This is a genomic window from Cupriavidus oxalaticus (assembly GCF_016894385.1).
Classification (GTDB): domain Bacteria; phylum Pseudomonadota; class Gammaproteobacteria; order Burkholderiales; family Burkholderiaceae; genus Cupriavidus; species Cupriavidus oxalaticus.
The window spans coordinates 777636-802077 of record NZ_CP069811.1 but is presented as its reverse complement, the minus strand read 5'-3'; the positions used below and the strand labels follow the sequence as shown (position 1 = coordinate 802077).

24 protein-coding genes are annotated in these 24442 nt (G+C 66.0%); 10 read left to right on the top strand and 14 right to left on the bottom strand.

All coding sequences use genetic code 11. From position 1 onward, the window contains the following. Window positions 1-90: 90 nt before the first annotated feature. From JTE92_RS03555 to JTE92_RS03545, 3 genes are read right to left on the bottom strand one after another with little or no spacing between them, the layout of a single operon-like run. Window positions 91-480, bottom strand: a complete 390-nt coding sequence (locus JTE92_RS03555; RefSeq protein WP_275440060.1) for a CoA-transferase — start codon at window positions 478-480, stop codon at window positions 91-93. Continuing rightward, window positions 392-1018: a 3-oxoacid CoA-transferase subunit A gene (locus JTE92_RS03550; RefSeq protein ID WP_232353469.1), complete on the bottom strand. Its 627-nt coding sequence runs from the start codon at window positions 1016-1018 to the stop codon at window positions 392-394. Before JTE92_RS03550 ends, JTE92_RS03555 begins: the two co-directional genes overlap by 89 nt. A gap of 45 nt (window positions 1019-1063) precedes the next feature. Continuing rightward, window positions 1064-2026, bottom strand: a complete 963-nt coding sequence (locus JTE92_RS03545) for a Bug family tripartite tricarboxylate transporter substrate binding protein (protein WP_063242034.1) — start codon at window positions 2024-2026, stop codon at window positions 1064-1066. A 293-nt stretch (window positions 2027-2319) separates the two neighbouring features. On the opposite strand from JTE92_RS03545, the gene JTE92_RS03540 reads away from it, so the two are divergent. From JTE92_RS03540 to JTE92_RS03530, 3 genes are all read left to right on the top strand, one after another. Further along, the gene (locus JTE92_RS03540) at window positions 2320-2904 is read left to right on the top strand and encodes a TetR/AcrR family transcriptional regulator (protein WP_063242014.1); all 585 of its coding nucleotides are present in this window, start codon (window positions 2320-2322) and stop codon (window positions 2902-2904) included. 56 nt (window positions 2905-2960) lie between these two features. Further along, window positions 2961-3182 carry a DUF2798 domain-containing protein gene (locus JTE92_RS03535; protein ID WP_063242015.1) on the top strand — a complete coding sequence of 74 codons (222 nt, stop codon included), beginning with the start codon at window positions 2961-2963 and terminating at the stop codon, window positions 3180-3182. 139 nt (window positions 3183-3321) lie between these two features. Further along, window positions 3322-3744 carry a cupin domain-containing protein gene (locus JTE92_RS03530; protein ID WP_063242016.1) on the top strand — a complete coding sequence of 141 codons (423 nt, stop codon included), beginning with the start codon at window positions 3322-3324 and terminating at the stop codon, window positions 3742-3744. 58 nt (window positions 3745-3802) lie between these two features. On the opposite strand, the gene JTE92_RS03525 is transcribed toward JTE92_RS03530, so the two are convergent. The 6 genes from JTE92_RS03525 to cyoA all read right to left on the bottom strand — a co-directional run bounded on the left by JTE92_RS03525 (window position 3803) and on the right by cyoA (window position 12123). Continuing rightward, window positions 3803-4639, bottom strand: a complete 837-nt coding sequence (locus JTE92_RS03525; protein ID WP_063242017.1) for a universal stress protein — start codon at window positions 4637-4639, stop codon at window positions 3803-3805. 79 nt (window positions 4640-4718) lie between these two features. Beyond that, window positions 4719-7454 (bottom strand): cation-transporting P-type ATPase, encoded by a 2736-nt coding sequence (locus JTE92_RS03520; RefSeq protein WP_063242018.1) that lies wholly within the window; start codon window positions 7452-7454, stop codon window positions 4719-4721. 448 nt (window positions 7455-7902) lie between these two features. Beyond that, a complete protein-coding gene (gene cyoD / locus JTE92_RS03515) occupies window positions 7903-8334 on the bottom strand; it encodes a cytochrome o ubiquinol oxidase subunit IV (protein WP_063242019.1) in 432 nt (143 codons plus the stop codon). Continuing rightward, on the bottom strand, window positions 8331-8987 hold the full coding sequence (gene cyoC / locus JTE92_RS03510; protein ID WP_063242020.1) for a cytochrome o ubiquinol oxidase subunit III: 657 nt from the start codon (window positions 8985-8987) through the stop codon (window positions 8331-8333). The genes cyoD and cyoC overlap by 4 nt, the downstream gene beginning before the upstream one ends. Continuing rightward, window positions 8980-10983 carry a cytochrome o ubiquinol oxidase subunit I gene (cyoB, locus tag JTE92_RS03505; protein WP_063242021.1) on the bottom strand — a complete coding sequence of 668 codons (2004 nt, stop codon included), beginning with the start codon at window positions 10981-10983 and terminating at the stop codon, window positions 8980-8982. The genes cyoC and cyoB overlap by 8 nt, the downstream gene beginning before the upstream one ends. A gap of 90 nt (window positions 10984-11073) precedes the next feature. Further along, window positions 11074-12123 carry a ubiquinol oxidase subunit II gene (cyoA, locus tag JTE92_RS03500; protein ID WP_063242022.1) on the bottom strand — a complete coding sequence of 350 codons (1050 nt, stop codon included), beginning with the start codon at window positions 12121-12123 and terminating at the stop codon, window positions 11074-11076. A gap of 144 nt (window positions 12124-12267) precedes the next feature. On the opposite strand from cyoA, the gene JTE92_RS03495 reads away from it, so the two are divergent. Next, the gene (locus JTE92_RS03495; RefSeq protein ID WP_063242023.1) at window positions 12268-13587 is read left to right on the top strand and encodes an MFS transporter; all 1320 of its coding nucleotides are present in this window, start codon (window positions 12268-12270) and stop codon (window positions 13585-13587) included. A 103-nt stretch (window positions 13588-13690) separates the two neighbouring features. On the opposite strand, the gene JTE92_RS03490 is transcribed toward JTE92_RS03495, so the two are convergent. The 3 genes from JTE92_RS03490 to JTE92_RS03480 all read right to left on the bottom strand — a co-directional run bounded on the left by JTE92_RS03490 (window position 13691) and on the right by JTE92_RS03480 (window position 16209). Continuing rightward, window positions 13691-14020 carry a hypothetical protein gene (locus JTE92_RS03490; protein WP_147318616.1) on the bottom strand — a complete coding sequence of 110 codons (330 nt, stop codon included), beginning with the start codon at window positions 14018-14020 and terminating at the stop codon, window positions 13691-13693. Between the two features lie 13 nt (window positions 14021-14033). Further along, window positions 14034-15080 (bottom strand): GGDEF domain-containing protein, encoded by a 1047-nt coding sequence (locus JTE92_RS03485; protein WP_063242035.1) that lies wholly within the window; start codon window positions 15078-15080, stop codon window positions 14034-14036. 220 nt (window positions 15081-15300) lie between these two features. Continuing rightward, window positions 15301-16209, bottom strand: a complete 909-nt coding sequence (locus tag JTE92_RS03480; protein WP_063242024.1) for a LysR family transcriptional regulator — start codon at window positions 16207-16209, stop codon at window positions 15301-15303. Window positions 16210-16365: 156 nt separating this feature from the next. Here JTE92_RS03480 and JTE92_RS03475 point away from each other — a divergent pair, with 156 nt between their 5' ends. The 4 genes from JTE92_RS03475 to JTE92_RS03460 all read left to right on the top strand — a co-directional run bounded on the left by JTE92_RS03475 (window position 16366) and on the right by JTE92_RS03460 (window position 20431). Continuing rightward, entirely contained in the window at window positions 16366-17547 is a 1182-nt protein-coding gene (locus JTE92_RS03475) for a M20 aminoacylase family protein (protein WP_063242025.1), read from the top strand. A gap of 24 nt (window positions 17548-17571) precedes the next feature. Then, complete coding sequence (locus tag JTE92_RS03470) at window positions 17572-18588, top strand: tripartite tricarboxylate transporter substrate binding protein (RefSeq protein ID WP_063242026.1); 1017 nt, start codon at window positions 17572-17574, stop codon at window positions 18586-18588. Window positions 18589-18670: 82 nt separating this feature from the next. Then, window positions 18671-19579 carry a DMT family transporter gene (locus JTE92_RS03465; RefSeq protein WP_063242027.1) on the top strand — a complete coding sequence of 303 codons (909 nt, stop codon included), beginning with the start codon at window positions 18671-18673 and terminating at the stop codon, window positions 19577-19579. Window positions 19580-19831: 252 nt separating this feature from the next. Then, the gene (locus JTE92_RS03460) at window positions 19832-20431 is read left to right on the top strand and encodes a hypothetical protein (RefSeq protein WP_063242036.1); all 600 of its coding nucleotides are present in this window, start codon (window positions 19832-19834) and stop codon (window positions 20429-20431) included. A 19-nt stretch (window positions 20432-20450) separates the two neighbouring features. Here JTE92_RS03460 and JTE92_RS03455 read toward each other — a convergent pair whose 3' ends face one another. After that, window positions 20451-21380 (bottom strand): 2-hydroxyacid dehydrogenase, encoded by a 930-nt coding sequence (locus JTE92_RS03455; RefSeq protein ID WP_063242028.1) that lies wholly within the window; start codon window positions 21378-21380, stop codon window positions 20451-20453. Window positions 21381-21437: 57 nt separating this feature from the next. Beyond that, window positions 21438-22208, bottom strand: coding sequence for a class II aldolase/adducin family protein (locus tag JTE92_RS03450; RefSeq protein WP_063242029.1), 771 nt, complete (start codon window positions 22206-22208; stop codon window positions 21438-21440). 121 nt (window positions 22209-22329) lie between these two features. On the opposite strand from JTE92_RS03450, the gene JTE92_RS03445 reads away from it, so the two are divergent. Together JTE92_RS03445 and JTE92_RS03440 are read left to right on the top strand one after the other, a co-directional pair. Next, window positions 22330-23022: a Crp/Fnr family transcriptional regulator gene (locus JTE92_RS03445; RefSeq protein WP_232353471.1), complete on the top strand. Its 693-nt coding sequence runs from the start codon at window positions 22330-22332 to the stop codon at window positions 23020-23022. Between the two features lie 247 nt (window positions 23023-23269). Then, the gene (locus JTE92_RS03440) at window positions 23270-24382 is read left to right on the top strand and encodes an IS481 family transposase (RefSeq protein ID WP_116386808.1); all 1113 of its coding nucleotides are present in this window, start codon (window positions 23270-23272) and stop codon (window positions 24380-24382) included. Window positions 24383-24442: the final 60 nt, after the last annotated feature.

Genomic DNA, 24442 nt, shown 5'->3' with positions numbered 1-24442 from the left:
TACGTATTACATCATCCACGCCGAAGCGCAAGGCGAACGCCGCTCGCCGGCCCGCGCTGCGCTATGTGCCCAGGTGGACACGAGGCCGAACTAACGCAACACCCGGCACTGCCCCTTCAACATGAGCGGCGCCGCGCTCAGTGCCGCCACCGCGTCGAAGGACACGCCTTCGGCCAGGCCGGTGACCAGCAGTCCGCCGCCGGGCTGCACGTCGATCACGGCCAGGTCAGTGTAGATGCGGTCCACCACGCCGAGGCCGGTAAGGGGATAGCTGCAGCGCTCCACGATCTTGGGCAGGCCGTCGCGGGTGACATGCTCCATCATCACGAAGAGATTGGCCGCTCCTGCCACCAGGTCCATGGCACCGCCCACGGCGGGTACCGCGTCGGGCTCACCGGTCGACCAGTTGGCCAGGTCGCCCCTGGCGGAGACCTGGAAGCCGCCCAGCACGGTGATGTCGAGATGTCCGCCGCGCATCATGGCGAAGGATGTCGCATGGTCGGAGATGGAAGCGCCCGCCAGCAACCCGATCGGCGCGATGCGCCTTGACCAGCGCGAAATCGCCGCGCAAGGGTTGCTCCAGCACATAACCTGTGCCATCGATCTCGCGCGTTTCCTTGCCCTCTGCCAGGGCCGTGCCATACGCGGTCGGCGTAAAGAACGGCCCCAGCCCGGCGCCGGCGGCGCGCATGCGCTCCACCAGGGTGCCCTGCGGCACGCATTCCAGCTCGACCTTGCCGGCGCGGTAGGCTTCGATAAAGGCTTCCGCATTGCTGGAGCGCGGATGGGAGCAGATCACCTTGCGCACAGCCCCGGCGCGTATCAGCGCCGCAATGCCCGTGTCGCCGTTGCCGGCGTTGTTGTTGACGATGGTGAGATCGCGCGCACCGCAGGCGAGCAGCGCGTCAAGCAGCGCACCGGGAATGCCAGAGCCGCCGAAGCCGCTCACCAGCACGGTGGCGCCATCCGTGATGCCGGCCACCGCTTGTTCCAGTGATGCCACAGTCTTGTCGATCATGTTGATGGTCTCGTGGCGGCCAACATAGCCGGTCGGCCTGTTGGCTTATTGCTGCGGAACGCCGGTGTCCTTGACCACGCGTGCCCAGCGCTCGCGCTCGCTCTTGATGAAGTTGCCGAAGTGGGCCGGCGTATCGCCGCCGGGGATACCGCCCAACTCCACCAGCCTTGCCTTGACCTGGCGCTCGTCCAGAATGCCGGCCACGGTCTTCTGCAACCGATCGATCACCTCCTGCGGCGTGCCGGCGGGCGCGACCAGGCCGAACCATGCCGTCACCTGGAAGTCGTCCACCCCGGCTTCCTTCATGGTGGGCACGTCAGGCAGCTCGGGCACGCGGCTGGCGCTGGTCACAGCCAGCGCGCGCAGCTTGCCCGACTGGATATGCGGCAGCGAGCTGGGCAGATTGTCCACCATCATGGTGACCTGCCCGGCCACGAGGTCGGCCACGGCCGGTGCTGCGCCCTTGTAAGGCACATGGATGAGGTCAGTGCCGGTGCGCTTGCGGAACAGCTCGCCGGAAAGGTGGACCGACTGGCCGGTACCCGAGGAGGCAAAGGAATACTTGCCGGGCTGCGCCTTGGCCAGCGCGACCAGTTCCGCCACGGTGCGAGCCGGCACGTTCGCATTGACCACCAGTACATTGGGCACCGACACCACCATGGTGATCGGTGCAAAGTCCTCCGCCCGGTAGGGCAGTTGCCGGTACAGGCTGTAGTTGATGGCATTGGGCCCGATATTGCCCATCATCAGGGTGTAACCATCGGCGGCAGACTGCCTGAGCGCCTGCGCGCCGATGATGCCGCCGCCGCCGGCGCGGTTTTCCACCACCACCGGCTGGCCAAGCAACTCGCCCATGCGCTTGCCGACCAGGCGCGACGCGATATCCGTTGTACCCCCCGCGGCCGCCGGCACGATCAGCCGGATCGGCTTGTCGGGATATGCCGCCAATGCTGCGCCCGGGGTCACCGCAACGACCACACCAACGACCACACCAACCGCGCCTGCCATCCCGGTCGCCACTAATGCCAGCCTGGCGCCTGCCAGACGCAGCCCGTCCACAACCTGCTTCATTGTCGTCTCCTTTATCGGTCACGCCGTGTTTTTGTGATGTGGAGCTATCGCTACAACAGTGACGATAAATTGACCGTCGAGGCAAAGTGAATTCACGATTCGCAAAAGAAGCCTTCGGTCTGACGAAACCCGAGCGTACGCTGTGGCGCGCTATCGGTAACTTATCGTCGTACTTTTCGTGAAAAGTCCGGGCCCTTGACAAAAATACCGATTGGTATATTCTGGACTGCATGACCAAAGCCGAACGCACCCGCCAGCTGATCGTCGAGAAGACGGCTCCCATTTTCAACACCAAGGGCTATGCCGGAACATCGCTCGCTGACATGACCGAGGCCACCGGCCTGACCAAGGGCAGTGTCTATGGCAACTTTGCCAACAAGGAAGAGGTGGCGCTCGCTGCATTCGACTACAACTGGAAGCAGGCGCAATCCGCGGTCCGGGACCAGATGGCCGCCAGGAGCACCAGCAAGGAGAAGCTGCTTGCCCTGACCGGCGTGTTCGAGAACCTTCCCGCGTGTTTCCCGAAGGGAGGGTGCCCGCTGCTCAACACGGCCATTGAAGCCGACGATACCCACCCTGCCTTGCGGGACAAAGCCATGGAGGCGTTCCGCGGCTGGAAGGCTAACCTCGTCTCGGTCATCAAGGCGGGCATTGCTTCCGGTGAGTTCCGCAAGGACGTGGGACCTGAAGAGACTGCCATCACGCTGATCGCATTGATCGAAGGCGCGATCATGATCTCCCGGCTCACCGACAACGCGGCCTACAACCAGGCCGTCATGTCGGCGGTGAAGAAAACCATCATCGATCTCGCTTGATTTTTTTGACCTGAAATATACCAATCGGTATTTTTTTAACGTAAAGGGAAGCAGTCATGAATGTGCAACTGAAACGGAAAATCGCCTTCGCGCTGTCGATGGGCGTCGTGACCACGGGGATCATCTCGTTCGCCCTGCTCGCTCTCAATATGGGATTCTCGGAGGGCTTTGCGCTGACCTGGCTGCGCTCCTGGGGCCTCGGCTACGTGATCGTGATCCCCGCCATCTTGCTGGTCGGGCCGCGCCTGCAAGCGCAGGTCGAGCGCTGGGTCCATTGATGGGACATGCCGTTTCCAGGAACAACTACCACATCGTCTGAGGACGCCCGGATCTCACCCACCTCATAAGAGACGCACTCCCGCCGCAGCGTCCTGCACACCCCATCCGCCCCTGAACGGCGACAAGGAAACCTGCCTCATGAACATGCCCAGACTCATCGCCTCCGCCCTGGTTATTGCCGGCAGCAGCCTGCCTCTGCTGAACGCCCAGGCGCAAACCGACATCCAGCGCACAGACCTGGTCCACCACGCGCTCAGCATTCCCGGTCGCGACGCCATCCAGGTCCGCGTCGACTTCGACCCCGGCGCGTTCGCGCCAAAGCATTCGCACCCTGGCGAAGAAATCGCCTATGTGCTGCAAGGCACACTGGAATACCAGCTCGACGACAAGCCGCCCGTCACGTTGAAGGCCGGGGAGGCGCTGTTCATTCCGGCCGGAAGCGTGCACTCCGCACGCAATGTCGGTAACGGCAAGGCGTCGGAACTGGCGACCTACATCGTCAGGAAAGACGTGCCGCTGCTGGTACCGGCCAAGCCGTCGGGCTCGGCGAACATGCGATGACGGCGCATCGCATGAAGGCCACACTCGCCGTCCACGATTACCCTTCGCCTGGCCTGAGTCACGGATGCGGCACCAGCAGGGTGTCGCATGGCAGCCAGTCCAGCAGCCGGGCCGCGGTGCTGCCCAGCAGGAGACTATTGATGCCGCTGCTGCTGCGGCTGCCGACCACGACGAGTTCGACATCGTGCCGGCGCACATACCGGGCCAGCTCGGCTTCAACGGCCCCCCGCTCGATCTTTTGCCGCACGCTCGTGCCTTGCGGCAGCGCAGTGGCTGCCAGGAAGGCGTCACACTCCGCCCTCTGCACCGCGAACAAATCCTCGGAAGGCGGCAGATCGTCGACCAGGCCTGCCATCGGCGAAGCGTGCGCGTGGTACAGGACCAGTTCCCGCCCCGGGAAACGCTCAGCGGTGACCCTCAGCGCGTGACGCGAAAGCTCGGAGAAATCGCTCGCCACCACGATTCGGCGGTACGGCCCGCGAGGTCGGTTGCGCACGACCAGCAGAGGCAGGGGCAGCGAGCGCGCCAGCGCTTCGACCGTGGAGCCGAGCAGGAAACGCCCCAGCGTCTCGTTGGCCGACACGGCGGTGATCACCAGTTCGGCCTGCATCGTGGCCGCCATGTCGCGAATCGCGGCCGGAGTATCGGTGCCGCGGATCACGCGCGGGGTGGTCTGGATGCCGGCGATAGCCAGGTCGCGGGCAAGTTCCTCGCGTGCGACCTGCAGCAACTGCGCGTCGCTGGCTCCGCCGAGCCAGGCCAGGGACTGGTCCGGCAGCGACGACAGATCGAACACATTGAGCGCGATCAGCTCGGATTGCCATTCTTGCGCCAGCTGGGCGGCGCGATCCAGCGCCCGGTCGCAGCGCGCGCTCAGATCGGTGGCCAGTAACATCCGACGGGGGAGTTGCAATGGTCTCGGCGGTCTTGGCGGTTTCGTTCATGGCGATTTCCTGCATCGTTGGCGGGCCGGATCAGGCGATGCCCAGGCGCTGGGCCAGGCGGGTGCGCCGAATGATGGCCTTTTCCATCTCGGCCACACAGAACACCAGCAGGCCTGCGGCCAGCACCCTGCCCCACTCGTCCGGCGACAGGTCGGTGGAGCCGAAGATCCGCTGCATCGCCGGGGCGTGCGTATAGGCGATCTGCAGCAGGATACAGGCGGCAATAGCCAGCAGGACGTAGCGGTTGCCGGTCAGGCCCTTGGGGCTGAGCACGGACGCGAGCAGGAAGCGGCTGTTGAGCAGGTAGAACATCTCCGCCGCCACCACGGCGTTTACGGCAATCGTGCGCGCGGTCTCCAGGCTGGTGCCGTGGTCCAGTTCCCACAGGAACAGGCCGAGCGCGCCGGCCATCATCAGGATCGAGACCATCAGCACGCGCCAGACAAAAAAGCCGGACAGCAGCGGCACGCCCGGCGGCCGCGGCCGCCGGCGCATGATTCCGGGCTCCGCGGGCTCGAAGGCCAGCGCCAGCCCGAGCGTACTCGATGTGACCATGTTTATCCACAGCACCTGCGCCGGCGCCAGCGGCAGGGCCAGCTCGAACAGGATCGCGGCGATCACCACCATGGCCTCGCCGCCGTTGGTGGGCAGCATGAACAGGATGAATTTCTTGAGGTTGTCGTAGACGGCGCGGCCTTCGCGCACGGCAGCGGTGATGGTGGCGAAATTGTCGTCGGCCAGCACCATGTCGGCGGCCTCCTTGGCAGCCTCGGTTCCCTTCATGCCCATGGCTACGCCGACATCGGCGCTCTTCAGGGCAGGCGCATCGTTCACGCCGTCGCCGGTCATTGCCACGACCTGGCTGTTGGCCTGCAGCGCTTGCACCAGCCTCAGCTTGTGCTCGGGACTGGCGCGCGCGAACACGTCGACCTCCAGGGCCACGCGGCGCAGGGCCGCGTCGTCCATCATGGCCATCTCGGCGCCGGTGATGGCCGGCTTGCCCACGCCTATGTCGAGCCGCGCACCGATGGTGCGCGCGGTCTCGGCATGGTCGCCGGTGATCATCTTGACGCGGACGCCGGCGCGGTGGCACTCCGCCACGGCCCGCACCGCCTCGTCACGCGGCGGGTCGATGATGCCGACCAGCGCCAGCAGCACGTAGCCCGCCTCCATGTCGGCAAAACACAGGCTGCCATCGCGCGGCGCGGCCCGCTTGCAGGCGAGCGCCAGCAGCCGCAGTCCCTGTGCGGCGGTATCTGTGGCCATGCGCCGCCAGTAGTCCACATCCAGCGGCTGCTCGCCGGCATGGCCCAGTTCCGCCGTGCACATGTCGAGGATCCGTTCCGGGGCCCCCTTGGCGAAGATCCACGCCTCGTCGTCGGCGTCGCGGTGGTAGGTAGCCATGAAGCGGTGCTGGGACTCGAACGGAATGACGCCGAGCCGCGGCCAGGACGCGTCGCCCAATACCTGCGTGAAGCCGGTCTTGCCGCCCAGCACCAGCAGGGCGCCTTCAGTTGGGTCGCCCTCTACGCACCACAGGCCATCCTTCTCGCGCAGGTGGGCATCGTTGCACAGCACGCCGGCACGGATCGCCAGTGCCAGTGCGGGGTAGTGCCCCGCATCGATGATGTGATCGTTGAAACGCAGGTCTCCCACCGGCGCATAGCCGGTGCCGTCGACCTCGAAGACATGATCGGCGCAGACCACGCGCTGCACGGTCATCTCGTTGCGCGTCAGCGTGCCGGTCTTGTCCGAGCAGATCACCGTCACCGACCCCAGCGCCTCGACCGCCGGCAGGCGCCGGACAATGGCATTGCGTCGCGCCATGCGTTGCACGCCCAGCGCGAGCGTGACCGTCATGATCGCTGGCAGTCCTTCGGGAATCGCTGAGGCCGCCAGCGCCACCACCATCATGAACATGTCCGCGGGGCTGTGGCCGCGCCACAGGGTGCCGAACAGGAAAGTGACCGCTGCCAGGCCGAGGATCGCCAAAGCCAGCAGGCGGCCGAAGCGGTCCACCTGGCGCAGCAGCGGCGTGGCCTGGCCCTGGATGCTGGACAGCATCCGGTTGATCTTGCCCAGTTCGGTGTCAGAGGCGGTGGCAACAACGATTCCGCTGGCCTGGCCGTAGACGACCAGCGTCCCAGCATAAGCCATGCCGTAGCGGTCGCCCAGCGGGGCATCCGGCTCGGACTCGTGGGCGGTCTTTTCCACGGGCAGCGACTCGCCGGTCAGGGCCGCTTCGTCCACACGAAGCTCGTTGACGGCCGCCAGGCGCATATCGGCGGGCACAAGATCGCCCGAGGCGAGCAGCACCCGGTCGCCGGGCACCAGATCGGCCGCGTCGATTTCGTGGCGAGTGCCGTCCCGGATCACTGTGGCATGGGGGGAAAGCATGGCACGGATGGCATCGAGCGCGGCTTCGGCCTTGCCTTCCTGGATGAAGCCGATGACGGCATTGACGACCACGGCCATCAGCAGCACGGCGGTGTCGATCCAGTGGCCAAGCACGGCCGTCACAACCGCCGCCGCCATCATCACATACAGCAGGATGTTGTGGAACTGCATCAGCAGGCGCCGCAGCGGGCCACGCCGCGGCGGCGGGGCCAGGCGATTCGGGCCGTATCGGGCCAGGCGCCGGCTGGCTTCCGCCTCGGCCAGGCCGGCCGAGCCGGTTTGCAGCATCTGCTCGATCTCTACCCAGGACAGGGTATGCCAGGCCGCGGGCGGGGCGTTGGGGTCGTCAGTGGCGGCGCGGTCTGCCATGGAGCCGGCCTGCTCAGAGGCCCGCTCCGGGAGGGAGCTCAGGTATGCCATATTGGATTACGCAAGACATTTCCAGCACGCGGGGAACCGGCAAGCAAGGCGAGCGGGGGTGGGGGTATGGCATCAGGGTATGTGGCGCGGGGCATGGGGGGGCGTGGACCGCCTGCTCCTGAGAGGCGAGGATCGATAGCAATTTAGCTGCAGCAGGATCTGGGTTCTTGTCCCAGATCAATCTGACAGATATCTATGATCCCTTCGATACCTGTCTTGCCGCGAAATGGGCCAGGGGCATTTCGCCCTGGCATTTGAGCTCGCCCATCTGCCGGCGACGCCGGATGGCCGCGTGCCTGGCACCGATGGCCAGTTGCATGTCCCGGCGATCTGAGGGCAGGCGCAACCAGAAGGCGGGCGAAACCAGCGGCGCGGCAGCGCTTGGAGGGATGCCGGGCTACGGCGCCCTGGGCGGCGAGATTGTCGTGCCGGGGTCAACGGTGCGCTCGTGATGCATCTTCGGCATCATGTTGCTGTTCAGGTGGAACATCACCCACAGCGATCCGGTCAGCGTGATCACCACCAGCACCAGCGTGAACATCAGCGACAGCATGTTCCACCCGCCCTCCGATTTGGCGTTCATATGCAGGAAGTAGATCATGTGGACCACGATCTGCACCGCACCGATCAGCAGGATGACGATGGCGGTGGTGGAAGACTTCTCGAACACCCCGCCCATCACCAGCCAGAACGGGATCGCGGTCAGGAACACCGACAGCATGAAGCCGGTCAGGTAGCCGCCCAGCGTGGCGTGCGGCCCCACATCTTCTTCGTGCTCATGCTCGTGGCCATGCCCGTGGCCGTCCAGCGTCTGGTCATGCGCGCTCATGGCAGCGACCCCATCAGGTAGACGAAGGTAAAGACGCCGATCCAGACGACGTCCAGGAAGTGCCAGAACATCGACAGGCACATCAGCCTGCGCTTGTTGGCGGTGATCAATCCGTGCCGCGCCACCTGCGTCATCAGCACGACCAGCCAGATGATGCCGAAGGTCACGTGCAGCCCGTGCGTGCCAACCAGTGCGAAGAACGAGGTCAGGAACGCGCTGCGCTGCGGCCCGGCACCCTGGTGGATCAGGTGCGCGAACTCATACAGTTCGACCGCCAGGAAGGCCGCGCCGAAGACGCCGGTGATTGCCAGCCAGATCTGCGTGCCGGCGATGCGGTTCTGCTGCATCTGCAGCATGGCGAACCCATAGGTGATCGAGGACAGCAGCAGGAAGGTGGTGTTCAGTGCCACCAGCGGCAGCTCGAACAGCTCCGCACCGCTCGGCCCGCCTGCGTATTCGCGGCCCAGCACGCCATACGCGGCGAACAGGCACGCAAAGATCAGGCAGTCGCTCATCAGGTAGAGCCAGAACCCGAGCAGCGTGCCGTTCTGCGGGTGGTGCTCTTCGGTCAGGTAGAAGGTGAAGCTTCCCGGCGGCACTGTAGCCGCCGCGGAGGTCTCGCTCACGTACTGGGGATAGGTCGTCTCAACCATGGCCGGCCATCAGTTGTGTGCGCGCCGATTCGGTCCGGACCACTTGGTCGGCCGGAATGTAATAGTCGCGCTTGTAGTTGAAGGTATGGATGATCGCGCCAACGATGGTCGCCGCGAACGACGCCACCACCAGCCACCAGATGTGCCAGATCAGTGCGAAGCCGCACAGCGTGGACAGCCCCGCCAGCACGATGCCGGCCGCGGTGTTCTTCGGCATGTGGATGGGATTGAAGCCCTGCAGCGGACGCGCGTAGCCGTTCTGCTTCATGTGCCACCAGGCGTCGGTGTCGTGCACGACCGGCGTGAAGGCGAAGTTGTATTGCGGCGGCGGCGACGAAGTGGACCACTCCAGCGTGCGGCCGTTCCACGGGTCGCCGGTCAGGTCGCGCAGCTCCTCGCGGCGCAGGAAGCTGACCACCAGCTGGATGATGAAGCAGGCGATGCCGATGGCGACCAGCGCGGCGCCGAAGGCGGCGATCTGGAACCAGATCTGCAGCGACGGATCGTCGAAACGGTTCATCCGGCGCGTCACGCCATGCAGCCCCAGCCAGTACAGCGGCATGAACGCAAAGTAGAAGCCGGTCAGCCAGAACCAGAACGAGGCCTTGCCCCACGACGAGACCAGGCGATAGCCGAACGCCTTGGGGAACCAGTAGTGGATGCCGGCCATCAGCCCGAACACCACGCCGCCGATGATCACGTTGTGGAAGTGAGCGATCAGGAACAGGCTGTTGTGCAGCGAGAAGTCCGCCGGCGGCACCGCCAGCAGCACCCCGGTCATGCCGCCGATGACGAAGGTAACCATGAAGCCGATGGTCCACAGCATCGGCGCCTCGAAGCGGATCTTGCCGTGGTACATCGTGAACAGCCAGTTGAAGATCTTGGCGCCGGTCGGGATCGAGATGATCATCGTCGTGATCCCGAAGAAGGAGTTGACGCTGGCGCCCGAGCCCATGGTGAAGAAGTGGTGCAGCCATACCAGGTAGGACAGCACCGTGATCACCACCGTGGCGTAGACCATCGACGCATAGCCGAACAGGCGCTTGCGGCAGAAGGTGGCGACCACTTCAGAGAAGATGCCGAACACCGGCAGCACCAGGATGTAGACCTCGGGGTGGCCCCAGATCCAGATCAGGTTGACGTACAGCATCGCACTGCCGCCCTGGTCGGCGGTGAAGAAATTGGTGCCCACGTAGCGGTCGAGCGACAGCAGCGCCAGCGCGGCGGTCAGCACCGGGAAGGCGGCGATGATCAGCACGTTGGTGCACAGCGCGGTCCAGGTGAAGATCGGCATGCGCATCAGCGTCATGCCCGGCGCGCGCATCTTGACGATGGTCACCAGCAGGTTGATGCCGGATAGCAATGTCCCGACCCCGGCCACCTGCAACGACCATATGTAGTAGTCGACGCCGACATCCGGACTGTGGATGATCCCGGACAGCGGCGGATACGCCAGCCAGCCGGTGCGTGCGAACTCGCCGACGAACAGCGACATCATCACCAGGATGGCGCCGCCCGTGGTCATCCAGAAGCTGAAGTTGTTGAGGAACGGAAAAGCCACGTCGCGCGCGCCGATCTGCAGCGGCATGACGAAGTTCATCAGCCCCGTGACCAGCGGCATGGCCACGAAGAAGATCATGATCACGCCGTGCGCGGTGAAGATCTGGTCGTAGTGGTGCGGCGGCAGGTAGCCCGCGTTGTCGCCGAAGGCAATGGCCTGCTGGATGCGCATCATGACCGCATCGGCAAACCCGCGCAGCAGCATGATGATGCCCAGGATCACGTACATGATCCCGATCTTCTTGTGGTCGATGCTGGTGAACCACTCGCGCCAGAGGTAGCCCCACAGGCCGTACTTGGTGACCGCACCGACCAGCACCAGCCCGCCCAGCACCACCACGGCGAAGGTGCCGATCAGGATGGGCTCATGCAGCGGGATGGCTTCCCACGTCAGCCGTCCGAAGATCAAATTGGCGAGTTCCGAGCGCTCGGGCATGTTTGTCACCTGGGGCCTGAAGTAACCAAACGTGGCCGATGGTAGCTGGCCAGTACCGCTGGAAAAATGAGAATCCGGGAGATCCGCGTCTTACTGCAGCAGCAGCCGGCCCTCGTTGCGTGCAACGTCGGCCGCGAACGCAGGCGCAACCGCCCGGGTGTTGCTCGCGGTGCAGATCTCGCGCGACGGGTCGAACTTGCCGCGGCTGCGGTCGAGTGCCATGGTGTCGGCCATGCACCGGCCGCCGCCCACGCAGCGGTTCAGGATCAGGTCATAGAGGCCGGGTGCCACGTTGGCGTAGCGCTGCACCGGCACGCGCTCGCTGGGCTGCGCGAGCTGCAGGTAAGCATCCGTCGACAAGCCCTGGCCCGAGGACTTGACCTGCTGGACCCAGCGGTCGAAGTCTTCGTTCGACAGCCCGTGGAACTTGAAGCGCATGTTGGTGAAACCCTCGCCGCTGTAGTTGGCCGACAAGCCCTCGTACTCGCCGGGCTTGTTGATCACCGCGTGCAGCTTGGTTTCCATGCCGGGCATGGCATAGACCATGCCGGCCAGCGACGGCACGAAGAACGCGTTCATCACCGAGGTGGCGGTGATGTGGAAGGCGATGGGCCGGTCCACCGGCGCTGCCACCTCGTTGACCGTGGCGATGCCCTGCTCCGGATACAGGAACAGCCACTTCCAGTCCATGGCCACCACCTGCACCGGCAGCGGTTTGACATCGGCGGGAACGGGCCGGTTGGCGTCGATGCGCGTGAGCGGGCGGTAGGGGTCGAGCTGGTGGGTGCTGACCCAGGTCACCGCGCCCAGCGCGATGATGATCAGCAGCGGCGCGGCCCAGATGGCGAGCTCCAGCACGGTGGAATGGTCCCAGTCGGGGTTGTAGGGCGCGTCGGCCGCGCTTTCGCGGTAGCGCCATGCGAACGCCAGCGTGAGGATGATCACCGGCACGATGATCAGCAGCATCAGGCAGGTGGCGATGATGATCAGGTCGCGCTGTCGCACGGCCATGTCGCCGGATGGCGAAAGCAGCACGGCGTGACAGCCGGACAGGCACGCCAGCGCGACTACCGCGCCACATCCTTGCAGTAGTCTTCTCGGCACACGGAAATGCGGGACTGCAGCGTCGAAGTGGCCCATAGTCACTAAAGTGGCGTCTGAGGAATGTCGGCAAGCACCGATGAATCCACCTTTCGATTTTCTAAGGCAGTTTAGGCGCTATTCTTGTGACTGTGCGAGATTAAAGTGCAGTATCGAAGCACTCCTGTCGAGAGGAGACTGACGATGGCCAGCCTGTCCCACCAGCATCGAGCGTCGCCGACTGCACCTCCGGCCCCCGGCCACCATGAGGTGGCCCCTGCCGAAATCGCCACGGGCGTGGTGATCGGGCGAGCGTCGGAGTACTTCGATTTCTTCGTGTACGGCATTGCTTCCGTGCTTGTCTTCCCAGCGGTCTACTTTCCGTTCGCGAGCGAGCTGGCCGGGCTGCTGTACAGCTTCACTATCTTTTCCTTCGCCTTCATCGGGCGGCCGTTCGGCACGGCGCTGTTCATGCGCATCCAGCGGCGCTGGGGCCGCGGCATCAAGCTGACGGCGTCGCTGTTCCTGCTTGGCACCGCCACGGTGGGGATTGCGTTCTTGCCGTCGTACGCGTCGATCGGGGCCGCGTCGATCTACCTGCTGGCACTGTTTCGCTTCCTGCAGGGCATTGCCTTCGGCGGCTCATGGGACGGCCTGCCTTCGCTGCTGGCGCTGAACGCGCCGGAAGACAAGCGTGGCTGGTATGCCATGGTGGGCCAGCTTGGCGCGCCCTCCGGCTTTATCATCGCCGGCGCGCTGTTCCTGTTCCTGCATACCAGCCTGACCCCGCAAGAGTTCATCGAATGGGGCTGGCGCTATCCGTTCTACGTGGCCTTTGCCATCAACGTGGTGGCGCTGTTCGCGCGGCTGCGGCTGGTGGTCACGCACGAATACACGCAACTGCTCGAAGAAGACGAACTGGAGCCGATCAGCACGCTGCAGATGGTCAATGCGCAGGGCTTCAACATCTTCCTGGGCGCGTTCGCGGCCCTGGCCAGCTATGCGTTGTTTCACCTGGTCACCGTGTTCCCGCTGTCGTGGGTGGTGCTGCACCAGGAGCAGAGCATTTCCGAGGTGCTGGCCGTGCAGATCGCGGGCGGCTTTATCGCGTTCATCGGCACGCTGATCTCGGGCTGGCTGGCGGACCGCATCGGCCGCCGCACCACGCTGGCGACGATGGCGGTGCTGATCGGTGTTTTCAGCCTGGTCACGCCGTGGCTGCTGGGTGGCGGCGCCACCGGCCAGAATATTTTCATCCTGGTCGGATTCGGCCTGCTGGGGCTGTCGTACGGACAGGCGGCGGGCGTGGTGACGTCCAACTTCGAACCCCGCTTCCGCTACACCGGAGCGGCGCTGACCACGGATTTCGGCTGGCTGTTTGGCGCCGCGTTCGCGCCACTGGTGGCGCTGGGGCTGTCGTCGCTGTTCGGGCTGGTGGCGGTCAGTCTCTACCTGCTGTCCGGGGTGATCAGCACGCTGGCGGCACTGCGCATCAGCCGGGCGCTGGGGACGCCGGATTTGTAAGGGCGCGCCCGGTACACGCCCCGTCATGACAAAGGAAGGAAAAATATCGGCGCTGCGGACGCGGTGACGAACCGCGTCAGCACCGGGCGCTTGCAGCGGTCGATCAGCCCAGGCCGAAGAAGCTGAGCACCGCGAGGATGATGACAACCGCGCCAACTAGCCAGACGATATTCATGGCGGCTCCTTGGTGATGTCCGTAGGGACGTGGACGAGGTGACGGGCCGGATGGCTCACCTGCCATTGTTCCAGCAACAAGCGTGCCGTAGATCCGTACGCACTTATCCACGGGGCGCGGGCAGCATGCTGCGCCGGTGTGGCGGCGCCGCCGCCGGCGCGCCATGGGCCAGTGCAATTGCGCCAGGTGGTTATTACAAAAAAATTCCCTGCGCGTAACGGCTGCCTGCAGGCTCATGCGCCACCAGGCCTGCGTCATCAGCGCTGCGTCTTCAGCGCGAATGCAGCCGGAACGCCTCGCCGCGCCGCCCTGCCCTGTCCACCGCCGCGATGCGGTTGCGCCCGTTGTCCTTGGCCTGGTACAGCTGCGCGTCGGTCAGGTTGATGAAGGCCGACGCTTCCTCGCGTTCGGACGGCACCATGGTGCCGATGCCGAAGCTCGCCGTCACGCACTGGCTGTAGGGAGAGCGCACGTGCGGGATAGCCTGGGCGGCGATCAGCGCGCGGCAACGTTCGGCAACGCGCATGGCGGCTTCGGCGTCGGTATCGGGCAGCACCATGACGAATTCCTCGCCACCGAAGCGCGCCAGGAATACGTCCGGCCCAGCCGCCTGCGCCAGCAGGCCGGCGACCTGCTTCAGGCAGGCATCGCCCTGCAGGTGGCCATAGTAGTCGTTGTAGGACTTGAAGAAGTCGATGTCGACCAGCACCAGCGACAGCGGCCTGCCCGATGCCTTGCCGGCTTCCCATTCGCGTTCCATCGCGCCGTCGAACAGCCGGCGGTTGCCCACGCCGGTCAGGCTGTCGCGGAACGACAGGTCCTCCAGTTCCTTTTGCAGCCGCGCCAGTTCTTCCTCGGTACGCTTGCGTTCGCTGATGTCGAACATGAAGCCGATCAGCGCATCGACCTCGCCCTGCTCGTTGCGCACCACGTGCACCACGTCGCGCAGCCAGACATAACCGCCGTCGCGGGTCAGTGCGCGGTAGTCGGCCTCATGGTCGGTGCCGGCCTGCGATTGCGCCACGCAGAACGCCACCACCGCGGCGCGGTCGTCCGCGTGCATGCGCTCGGCCCAGTCGTTGACGGTCTTCCAGCTCGACGGCTCCCAGCCCAGCAGCGCCTCGATCTGGGGGCCGATGTAGGTGAAGGCCATGGTGGCCCAGTCGATCCTCCAGGGAATGGCCTTGGTCGATTCCAGCAGGGTGCGGTAGACCGCGCTGTCGTCGTCGCCGAACACGCGGCTGGACGGGGCGAGCGTGGCTTCGTGGCGCAGGAATTCGGCCTGCAGCGGGCTGTGGGTGTGGGCTTGGCGGGTCATGTCGGCAGGGTTCAGGGCGTACTGGTTGGCGTTGCCGGTACAACGGCAGCGGCGCGCAATCCTGAAGGGGTGAATCGAGTGCGGGCGCATTGTTGCCCGCGATCCACTGCCAGGACTGCAGCAGCTGCGCGAGGCCGCGGCGGCGCCTTCCCCGCTTCCAGGCATGACAAGAGAGCAGGCTATCCGTTGCATCCGATGCAACGATGCCCGCCGCGCCCCGTCAGATCTGGGGGAACGCCTTCATCACGTGCCGCAGCATGCTGCTGGCCACCGGCGACAGGTGCCTGCCCGCCCGCGTGATGATATGGATGCGGCTGTTGTTCAGGATCGGGTTGGCCAGCGGCAGCGACACCAGTTGCCGGAACTGCGCGCCCTTCAGCGGCACCGAGCGCGGCGTCAGGATATAGCCCAGGCCCATCGCGGCAAACTCCCACAGCACCTTGAACGAGTTGGTCACCAGCATCGGCTTCAGCGTGATGTGCTCATCCAGCTCCGCCGCCTGCACGTGCTTGCGCACGCCGAACGATTCCGCCAGCGCTGCGCCCTGGTGCGCGGCCAGGTCCGCCAGCGTCAGCGCGCGCCGGCGCCGCGCGAGCGGATGGTCCTTGCGCACATGCACGCGGATCGGCGACAGCCGCGAATAGTGCGAGCGCAGGCGCACATCGTCGGGCGGCTGGAAGGCGAAGCCGATATGCGCCAGGTCCTCCAGGATATGGCGGACGGTTTCGTCGGTGCCCGCCACCTGGATGCTGCAGGTGACGTCCGGGTGCTTGCTCAGGAACCCCTGCAGCACCGGCTCGAGCACGAGGTCGACGAAGCCCTCGCCGAAGACCAGCTCGACATGGCCGCGCCGGGCGTTCTTCAGGTTGTTGACCTCGGCCAGGAACGTGTCGTTCAGATCCTGCTGGCGCCGCGCGAACAGCGCCAGCAGGCGCCCGGCGTCGGTGGCGACCACGCCGCGCCCGCGCCGCTCCAGCAGCGTCAGCCCGGTGTCCTGCTCCAGCTTGGCCACGGCGCGGCTGACCACCGAGGGGTCCAGCTCGAGGACCTCGGCCGCGCCGCGCACCGTACCGGTTTCAATGATCTGCAGCAGGCACATTGCCCGCTTGCGGTCCAGCACGTCATCCATGTCGCTTGCTCCCCTTTTTCCTGGCGCGGCCCGCTCATGCCGGGCCGCGTTTTTTGGATTGTTGCTATTTATACAACGTTTCCGCTCAAACATTGTCATGGATGCCGCGACCCAGGCCGTAGAGAATAGGACGGAAGTCCACGTACGCCGACAACCATGACCGAGTCCCCCACCACCAGCCTGCGGCAGGCCGTCCAGGCCATCGCGCCCGAGTTTGTCCGGGTCCGCCACCAGATCCACGCCCATCCCGAGCTCGCCTTCGAGGAGCGCCGCACCAGCGACCTGGTCGCAGAACAGCTGGCGGCGTGGGGGTACGCGGTGCATCGCGGCCTGGGCACGACCGGCGTGGTCGGCACCCTGCGCAAGGGCCAGGGCACCAGGGCGCTCGGCATCCGCGCCGACATGGATGCGCTGCCGATCCAGGAGCAGACCGGCCTGGCCTACGCCAGCACCATCGCCGGCAAGATGCACGCCTGCGGCCACGACGGGCACACGGCGATCCTGCTGTGCGCGGCGAAATACCTGGCCGAGTCGGTCGCTTTCAACGGCACGCTCAACCTGATCTTCCAGCCGGCCGAGGAGAACGAAGGCGGCGCGCTGCGCATGCTGGAGGACGGCCTGTTCGAGCGCTTTCCGTGCGACGAGGTCTACGCGCTGCATAACTCGCCGGGGATGCCGGTCGGCCAGATCGGCGTGATCGCCGGCCCGGCGATGGCATCGTTCGACCGCGCCACGGTCACGCTGCGCGGCCGCGGCGCGCATGGCGCCATGCCGCACCACGGCATCGACCCGATGCAATGCGCGGCCAGCATCGTGCTGGGCCTGCAGTCGATTGTCAGCCGCGAGATCGATGCGCTGAAGTCGGCGGTGATCACGGTGGGCTCGATCCAGGCCGGCAGCACCTACAACGTCGTGCCGGAAAGCGCCACCATCAAGATCGGCGTGCGCACGCTCGATCCGAAGGTGCGCACGCTGGTGGAAACGCGCATCCGCGAATTCGTCACGGCGCAGGCGCAGAGCTACCAGCTGCAGTCCGAGGTGGTCTACGAGCGCAAGTACCCGGTGCTGGTCAATCACGCCGTGCAGACCGAGTCCGCACGCCAGGCCGCCATCCGGCTGGTAGGCACCGGCAACGTGGTCGAGCGCCCGCCGGTCATGGGCAGCGAAGACTTCGCCTACATGCTGGAGCAGCGGCCCGGCGCCTATATCCGGCTCGGCAACGGCCTGGGCGAGGACGGCGGCTGCATGGTCCACAACCCCCGGTACGACTTCAATGACAAGGCCTTGCCCGTGGGCGCCGCATTCTGGGCGCACCTGGCGCAGAGCTACCTGGTTTGAGCATCGCTTTTTTCGGGAGTCTTCATGTATTCACTGAACCGCCGCCGCTTCCTGCAACTGGCCGGCTGCGCCGCCGGCACCTCGGCATTGGGTGCGCTGGGTGCACGACCCGCGCTTGCCGCTGAAACCTTCCCCGCCCGGCCGCTGGCGCTGGTGGTGCCGTATCCGGCCGGCGGGGCCAGCGATACCTCTGCCCGCATCTTCGGCGAATCGATCAGCAAGAGCGTCAGGCAGCAGGTCGTGGTCGAGAACTACGGCGGCGGCACCGGCCTGATCGGCGCCAACAAGGTGCTGGCCGCACCGGCGGATGGCTACACCTTCTTCCACGGCTCGATCAACGAAGTGTTCCTGGCCCCGCTGCTGAACCCGGCCGCTCGCTACAAGCCGCAGGACTTCATGCTGGCCGCGCCGATCAGCGATGCCAATATCGTGCTGATGGCCAGGAACGGCCTGGGCGCAGACAGCCTGGACAAGTTCCTCGACCTGGCGAAGCAGAGCAAGGCCAAGCCGCTGACCTATGCGACCGTTGGCATCGACTCGATCTATCACCTGATGGGGGACGCGCTGGCCGCCAGGCTCGGCGCACCGCTGCTGCACGTGCCGTACAAGGGCGGCGCGCCGGCACTGCAGGGCCTGGCCGGCGGCGAAGTCGACTTCGCCATCCTGCCCTACCAGTCGAGCTTCGACGCCATGCAGCAGCAAGGCCGGCTGCGCATCCTGACCAGTTTTTCCAGGGCACTGCCGCCGGCGCTGAAGCATATCCCGCTGATCTCGCAAAGCAGGCAGATTCCGGACTTCGAATACACCATCGGCGGCGGCTACTTCGTCAAGGCCGGCACGCCGGCGGAGCGGGTCACGGTGCTGCGCAAGGCGATCGGCGAAGCGCTGTCCAAGCCGGATATCCTGGGCAAGCTGGAGGCGGAAGGACGCACCGTCGCCAAACCCATCGACAGCCAGGCCCAGGCGAACCAGGCGTTCGACCAGTACATGACGCGGGTCACGCAGCTGATCCGCAGCGTGGGACGCAAGACCAACGCCTGATTTGCGGTCCCCGCTGCGGACCATGCCGGTGTTGGCGCGATGTTGGCGGATAATGCGCGATTCGCCAACACCCTCCTTCGCCATGCAAGCAAGCCGCGCCGGCTCCGGACGCATCGACTGGACCACCCTGTTCCTGCTGACCTTCCCGCCGCTGAGCTGGGCCGGCAACGCCATCGTCGGCCGCCTTGCCGCGGGCACGGTGCCGCCGATCACGCTGAATGCCGTGCGCTGGGTGCTGGCTGGCCTGCTGCTGGCGCCATTCGCCTGGCGCGGCGTGCTGGAACATCGTGCGGCGCTGCGCCGGCACGCCGGCGTGATCGCGGCCATGGGCGTGCTGTCCATCGGCAGCTATAACGCGCTGCAGTACCTGGCACTGACCACGTCGACGCCGATCAACGTGACGCTGATCGGCGCGTCCACGCCGCTGTTCCTGATCGTGATTGGCGCCCTGTGCTTCCGCGAGCGGGTCAAGCCGCTGCAAGTCGCCGGCGCGCTGCTGTGCCTGGTCGGCGTGTCCTTCGTGCTGGTGCGCGGCGAGCCCGCGCGGCTGGCCCAGCTCGACCTCGTGCCCGGCGACCTCTACATGCTGGCCGCCACCATCGCGTGGAGCGCCTATACCTGGCTGCTGCGCAAGCAACGGCCCGACGTGCCGCTGCCGGTCCTGCTGTTTGCCCAGATCGTCATGGGCGTACTGGCGAGCGCGCCGGTCACGGCATGGGAACTGATGGTCCAGGACCAGCCGCTGCCCTGGAACGGCAAGGTCGCCGCGATCCTGCTCTACGTGGCGACGATTCCCTCGCTTCTGGCCTACTTCGCCTGGGACCGCGCCATTGCCCGGGCTGGCGCGCAGCTGCCGGTGTTCTTCATCACGCTGACGCCGGTGTTCGCGGCGCTGCTGTCGACGCTGCTGCTGGGCGACTGGCCGCGGTGGTACCACGGGGTCGGGCTGGCGGCGATCGGTGCGGGGATCTGGCTGGCGCAGCGACGGTAGGCACCATCAGGAAGCGCAAGGCTTCGACTCCGGTGACATCCGGACAGGCGTAGTGAATCTGGTCGTAGTCAGCGATGAGCTCGCCGAGCGTCGCGACCAGGTCCGCCAGGGAGTGCGCTTCTTCAGCAGCACCAGCGTCGAGCAAGGCGTTCGTGGCAATAGCCACCGGCCTGCAGGTGCGCACGGGAAAAGGCCGTAGAATCCGCGGTGACTTATCGATCCCACCCCGTGAATCCGCTCCGCACCCAGAAGATGACGAAGGCTCTCCCCCTCTGCGCCGCCCTGCTGGCCGCGTTTGCAGCATTTGCCGCACAAGCCGCGCCGCAGGCCGCGGCCAATGCCACCGCCCCCACCAGCAACGCCACCGCTGCCGCCACCAACACCGCGGCACCGCTTGGCCTGGAGCTTGGCAAATCGAAATGCGCGCGGCTCGCCCCGGCCGAAAACCACGTCCGCACCGGCAAATCCGAATGGGCCGGCGGCGATACGGTGGAACTCAGGCACCTGGAGCGCTTTCACCTGGCTGGCCTGACGCGCGTGACGCTGAACTGCGACGCGCAGGATACGGTGGCGCTGATCACCATGACCTTCGATCGCTCGGCGCTGGAAGACGTGCGCGGCAAGCTCGATGCGCGCTACGCCTCGCTGCGCAGGACCGAAGCCTCGGCGGAGAACGGCTATGCGGAATGGGCCGCGGCCAATGGCAGCCTGGAACTGCTGTATGGCCGTGACGGCAAGCACTTCACCGTGGCCTACTGGGCTCGCAACGCCAAGGCCAGGTACTTCTCCTACAGCGGTGCCGGCAGCAAGCCAGCCGCTGCGGTGGCGGCGCCACAGCCCGCGCCGCTGTAACGCAAGCCGGGCGCGCCGCTCAGTAGCCGGCGTGCCGGTCCACCTGGTTCAGCAACGGGCGCCCGTCGCGCGCGCGGCGCAGGTTTTCGATGCACTGCTGCGCGACCAGCTCGTATGAAGGATCGGCGGCGATATGCGGCGTCGCCTCGATGCGCGGGTGGGTCCAGATCGGGTCGTCGGCTGCCGGAGGCTCCTTGGCGAACACGTCCAGCGCCGCGCCGGCAAGGTGGCCTTCGTCGATCAGCGCGAGCAGGTCGGCTTCGACCACATGCTCGCCCCGCCCCACGTTGATGAAGTAAGCGCCCTGCGGCAGCCGCGCCAGCGTCTTGCGGTCGAGCATGCCGTTGGTCTGCGGCGTCAGCGGCAGCGTGCAGACCAGGATATCGGTCTGCGCCAGCATCGCATCCAGCCCGTCGTCGCCGGTGAAGTCCGCCACGCCGGGCAGGTGCTTGGGGCTGCGGCTCCAGCCTGCCACCGGGAAGCCGATGGCCGCGAACATGCGGGCCACCTCGCTGCCGATCTCGCCCAGCCCCAGCACGCCCACGCGACAGCGCGACAGCGCGCGCCCGCGGTGGCGCTTCCATTCGCCGCGGTGCCGCTGCTCGGCATACACACCCAGTTCACGGGTATGGCGCAGTGCCATGGCCAGCACGAAGTGGGCGATGCCGGTCTGCTGGCCGGGATCGACGATGCGCGTGACCGGCATGTCCTGCGGCAGGTCCGGCGCGGCCAGCAGCTTGTCGACGCCGGCGGTGGCGGCGCAGACCAGCCGCAGCTTCGGGTAGGCCGGCAGCACGCCGGGCTTCAGGCCCCAGGCGATGATGGCTTCGACCTCTTCCGGCACGGCGGCTTCGCGGCCGTTCCAGACGGTGATATCCGGCGCTTGCTCGCGCAGCAGGGCCGTGATGGGGACCGCCATGAACGACGGCAGGTGAACAAGAATGGCCATGGTCAGTTGGGGCTCAGTTGGGGCTCAGTTGGGGCTCAGTTGGGGCTCAGTTGGGGCTCAGTTGCGATAGTCGGGGTTGATGCGATCCAGGCGCCGCAGCAGGCCCGGCCAGGCCAGGTTGGAGCCCTTGCCCTTGGTGGCCTGGCGCGCCTGCTGGCCCATGTTGGCGCTGGCGGCTTCCGGCACCATGGTCAGCGGCGTGCCGCCGCTCTGCGCCAGGATCTGGATGCGGCAGGCAGATTCCAGCGTGTACATGGCCAGGAAGGCATCGGACACGGTGCGCCCGCACGTCAGCAGGCCGTGATTGCGCAGGATCATCTGCTTGCAGCGGCCGAGGTCGGCCACCAGCCGCGCCTTCTCGTCCTCGCGCAGCGCCACGCCTTCATAGTCGTGGTAGGCCAGCCCGGTCAGCGCGAACATCGATTGCTGCGAGATCGGCAGCAAGCCCGCCTGCTGCGCCGAGACGGCAACGCCGTGCGAGGTATGGGTGTGCATCACGCAGCCGACCTCGGGGCGTGCTTCGTGCACCGCGCTGTGGATGATGAAGCCGGCCGGGTTGACGTCGTACGGCGTCTCCAGCACGGGCTGGCCCTCGTGGTCGACCTTGACCAGGCTCGACGCGGTGATCTCGTCGAACATCATGCCGTACGGGTTGATCAGGAACTGGTCCGGCGCATCGGGCACGCGCGCCGAGATATGCGTGAAGATCAGGTCGTCCCAGCCGAAGTGGGCCACCAGCCGGTAGGCTGCGGCAAGGTCGACGCGCATCTGCCATTCCGCGTCGGAAACGCGGTCTCTTACTGAATCGACGAGCTGGATCTGCGCCATCTGCGTGGTCTCCCGGGGGTGAGGTGTGTGACTGGACGCAGGCATTGTCGCGGCGCACCGTGCCAAAGTCTGTTAAGTATTGGACAATCTCGGCTCAACCGGAACGGCAATGAGAGCGCAGGTGGCCAGCAAAGTGAAGCACATCGAACCCGTGCGGGCGTTGCCGCGCAGCGTGCTGGCCAGCGGCTGGCTGCGCAATGCGCCGCCCGGCGTGCTCGACGCCGTGGCTGGCGCCGCACGCCGGCTGCGCTTTGCCGATGGCGAGATGGTGTTCGCGCGCGGCGATCCGCCGACTTACTTCTGCATGGTGGTGTCGGGGCGCGTGCGCATGAGCCGGGTCAGCAGCGGCGGGCGCGAGTCGGTATATTCGGTGATCGGGCGCGGCCGCTGGTTCGGCGAGATCTCGCTGCTCGACGGCAAGCCGCGCACGCATGACGCCTTCGCGGTCGGCAATACCGAGTTGCTGGTGCTCGACCGGCGCGCGTTCGACCGGATCCTGGCGCAGCACCCCGAGGGGATGCACCTGATCGTGCAGCAGATCTGCGCGCGGCTGCGCGTGGCCTTCGACCACGCCGAGAGCGCAGCGCAGGCGCCGGTCGATGCGCGCATGGCCGCGCGGCTGCTGGAGCTGGCCGACCGCACCGACCATGTCGTGCAGATCAGCGCCGAAGACCTGGGCGACATGGTCAACCGCTCGCGCCAGACGGTGGCCAAGTACCTGCAGGCATGGGAAGACGCCGGATGGATCCGGCGCCAGTACCGGCAGATCGAGCTGCTGGAGCCGGGGGCGCTCAGGCGGCTGGCGCGGGGTTGAGTATTGCAGGCGGGCAAACGGAATGGCGCTTGCTGACGCCCCCGCAATCGCTCCCCTCTCCCGCGAAGTGGGAGAGGGGTGGGGGTGAGGGCCGGAGTATCCACGGAGTGGCCCGGCATCGTGCTTGCCAAACGCCCGCCCTCACCCCCTGCCCCTCTCCCGCACGCTGTATGGACCGGGGACAAAGGTAACAGGTGTGCCAGGACATGGGTAACACTTTTCCCGCTTAGTCAGCGGGAGGACAACGTTGCCGTGGAGCCAAATCACCGTGAAGCAGCAAAGAGAAGAGTTCGTCCGCCTGGCACGCCAGGCGGACGCCAATATTGCGGAGCTTTGCCGCCGCTTCTGCATCAGTCGCAAGACCGGTTACAAGTGGTTGAACCGAGAAGATCTGGACGACCGAACTCGGCGGCCACATAGCTCTCCCGGCCGAACTCCAGCGGCAGTCGAAGAGAGCGTGCTAGCGATACGAGCCGAACATTCGGCTTGGGGCGCCCGCAAGATCGCACGCGTGCTGGAACGTGACCACTGCGTCCAAATCGCTCCCAGCACAGTCAATTGGGTGCTGCGCCGCCATGGCTTGATCGATCCGGCCGCCAGTGCGGCCGCTACAGCATGGCAGCGCTTCGAGCACGACCGGCCCAATGCACTATGGCAAATTGACTTTAAAGGCCACTTCGCCACCGACACGCAGCGGTGCCATCCGCTCACAGTCTTGGACGATCACTCCCGCTTCAATGTGCTGCTCAGGGCCTTGGGCAACGAACAGTTTGAATCCGTACAGGAAGCGTTAGAGAACGCGTTCGCGCGCTACGGGCTGCCCGAGCGGATCAATGCAGACAATGGCCCACCTTGGGGTTCTCCGGTGCCCCGGGCACTTACCACGTTGGGCGCTTGGCTGATTCGCCTGGGCGTGCGGCTCAGTCATAGCCGACCTCGCCATCCTCAGACCAACGGTAAGGACGAGCGCTTCCATCGAACCATGCAGGCAGAGCTGCTGGCCAACCAGCGCTTCCGGGATCTGGATGATGCGCAGCATCACTTCAGCCATTGGCGCCACGTGTACAACTTCAAGCGCCCACACCACGCGCTGGATATGGAGACACCCGCAAGCCGCTATGCGCCTAGTCCACGGGCGATGCCGCACGAACTCCCGCCCATCGAGTACGGCAGCGATGACATCGTGCGAAAGGTAGGCGACGGTGGGCGCATCTGCTTCCGAGGAAAGACGTTCCGGGTCGGACGAGCCTTGATCGGAACGCCCGTAGCGTTGCGCCCTCGCGTGGATCTGGACGGCACCTTTGACGTCTACTTCTGCCATCAAAAGGTGGCCACAATAGACCTACAGCAGGCCGACTAAACTGATGACTGGACTGTTACCCATGTCCCGGCACATGTGTTACCCATGTCCCCGGTCTAT

Bases quoted from the DNA above. Each gene is read 5' to 3' on its own strand.
- cyoD (WP_063242019.1), bottom strand. From the start codon at position 8,334: ATGAGCGCGCATGACCAGACGCTGGACGGCCACGGGCATGGCCACGAG.
- JTE92_RS03460 (WP_063242036.1), top strand. From the start codon at position 19,832: ATGACGAAGGCTCTCCCCCTCTGCGCCGCCCTGCTGGCCGCGTTTGCA.
- JTE92_RS03455 (WP_063242028.1), bottom strand. From the start codon at position 21,380: ATGGCCATTCTTGTTCACCTGCCGTCGTTCATGGCGGTCCCCATCACG.
- JTE92_RS03540 (WP_063242014.1), top strand. From the start codon at position 2,320: ATGACCAAAGCCGAACGCACCCGCCAGCTGATCGTCGAGAAGACGGCT.
- JTE92_RS03555 (WP_275440060.1), bottom strand. From the start codon at position 480: ATGATGCGCGGCGGACATCTCGACATCACCGTGCTGGGCGGCTTCCAG.
- cyoC (WP_063242020.1), bottom strand. From the start codon at position 8,987: ATGGTTGAGACGACCTATCCCCAGTACGTGAGCGAGACCTCCGCGGCG.
- JTE92_RS03490 (WP_147318616.1), bottom strand. From the start codon at position 14,020: ATGACGCAGGCCTGGTGGCGCATGAGCCTGCAGGCAGCCGTTACGCGC.
- JTE92_RS03450 (WP_063242029.1), bottom strand. From the start codon at position 22,208: ATGGCGCAGATCCAGCTCGTCGATTCAGTAAGAGACCGCGTTTCCGAC.
- JTE92_RS03465 (WP_063242027.1), top strand. From the start codon at position 18,671: ATGCAAGCAAGCCGCGCCGGCTCCGGACGCATCGACTGGACCACCCTG.
- JTE92_RS03520 (WP_063242018.1), bottom strand. From the start codon at position 7,454: ATGGCAGACCGCGCCGCCACTGACGACCCCAACGCCCCGCCCGCGGCC.
- JTE92_RS03545 (WP_063242034.1), bottom strand. From the start codon at position 2,026: ATGGCAGGCGCGGTTGGTGTGGTCGTTGGTGTGGTCGTTGCGGTGACC.
- JTE92_RS03530 (WP_063242016.1), top strand. From the start codon at position 3,322: ATGAACATGCCCAGACTCATCGCCTCCGCCCTGGTTATTGCCGGCAGC.
- JTE92_RS03535 (WP_063242015.1), top strand. From the start codon at position 2,961: ATGAATGTGCAACTGAAACGGAAAATCGCCTTCGCGCTGTCGATGGGC.
- JTE92_RS03485 (WP_063242035.1), bottom strand. From the start codon at position 15,080: ATGACCCGCCAAGCCCACACCCACAGCCCGCTGCAGGCCGAATTCCTG.
- JTE92_RS03525 (WP_063242017.1), bottom strand. From the start codon at position 4,639: ATGTTACTGGCCACCGATCTGAGCGCGCGCTGCGACCGGGCGCTGGAT.
- JTE92_RS03550 (WP_232353469.1), bottom strand. From the start codon at position 1,018: ATGATCGACAAGACTGTGGCATCACTGGAACAAGCGGTGGCCGGCATC.
- JTE92_RS03495 (WP_063242023.1), top strand. From the start codon at position 12,268: ATGGCCAGCCTGTCCCACCAGCATCGAGCGTCGCCGACTGCACCTCCG.
- JTE92_RS03475 (WP_063242025.1), top strand. From the start codon at position 16,366: ATGACCGAGTCCCCCACCACCAGCCTGCGGCAGGCCGTCCAGGCCATC.
- JTE92_RS03470 (WP_063242026.1), top strand. From the start codon at position 17,572: ATGTATTCACTGAACCGCCGCCGCTTCCTGCAACTGGCCGGCTGCGCC.
- cyoB (WP_063242021.1), bottom strand. From the start codon at position 10,983: ATGCCCGAGCGCTCGGAACTCGCCAATTTGATCTTCGGACGGCTGACG.
- cyoA (WP_063242022.1), bottom strand. From the start codon at position 12,123: ATGGGCCACTTCGACGCTGCAGTCCCGCATTTCCGTGTGCCGAGAAGA.
- JTE92_RS03480 (WP_063242024.1), bottom strand. From the start codon at position 16,209: ATGGATGACGTGCTGGACCGCAAGCGGGCAATGTGCCTGCTGCAGATC.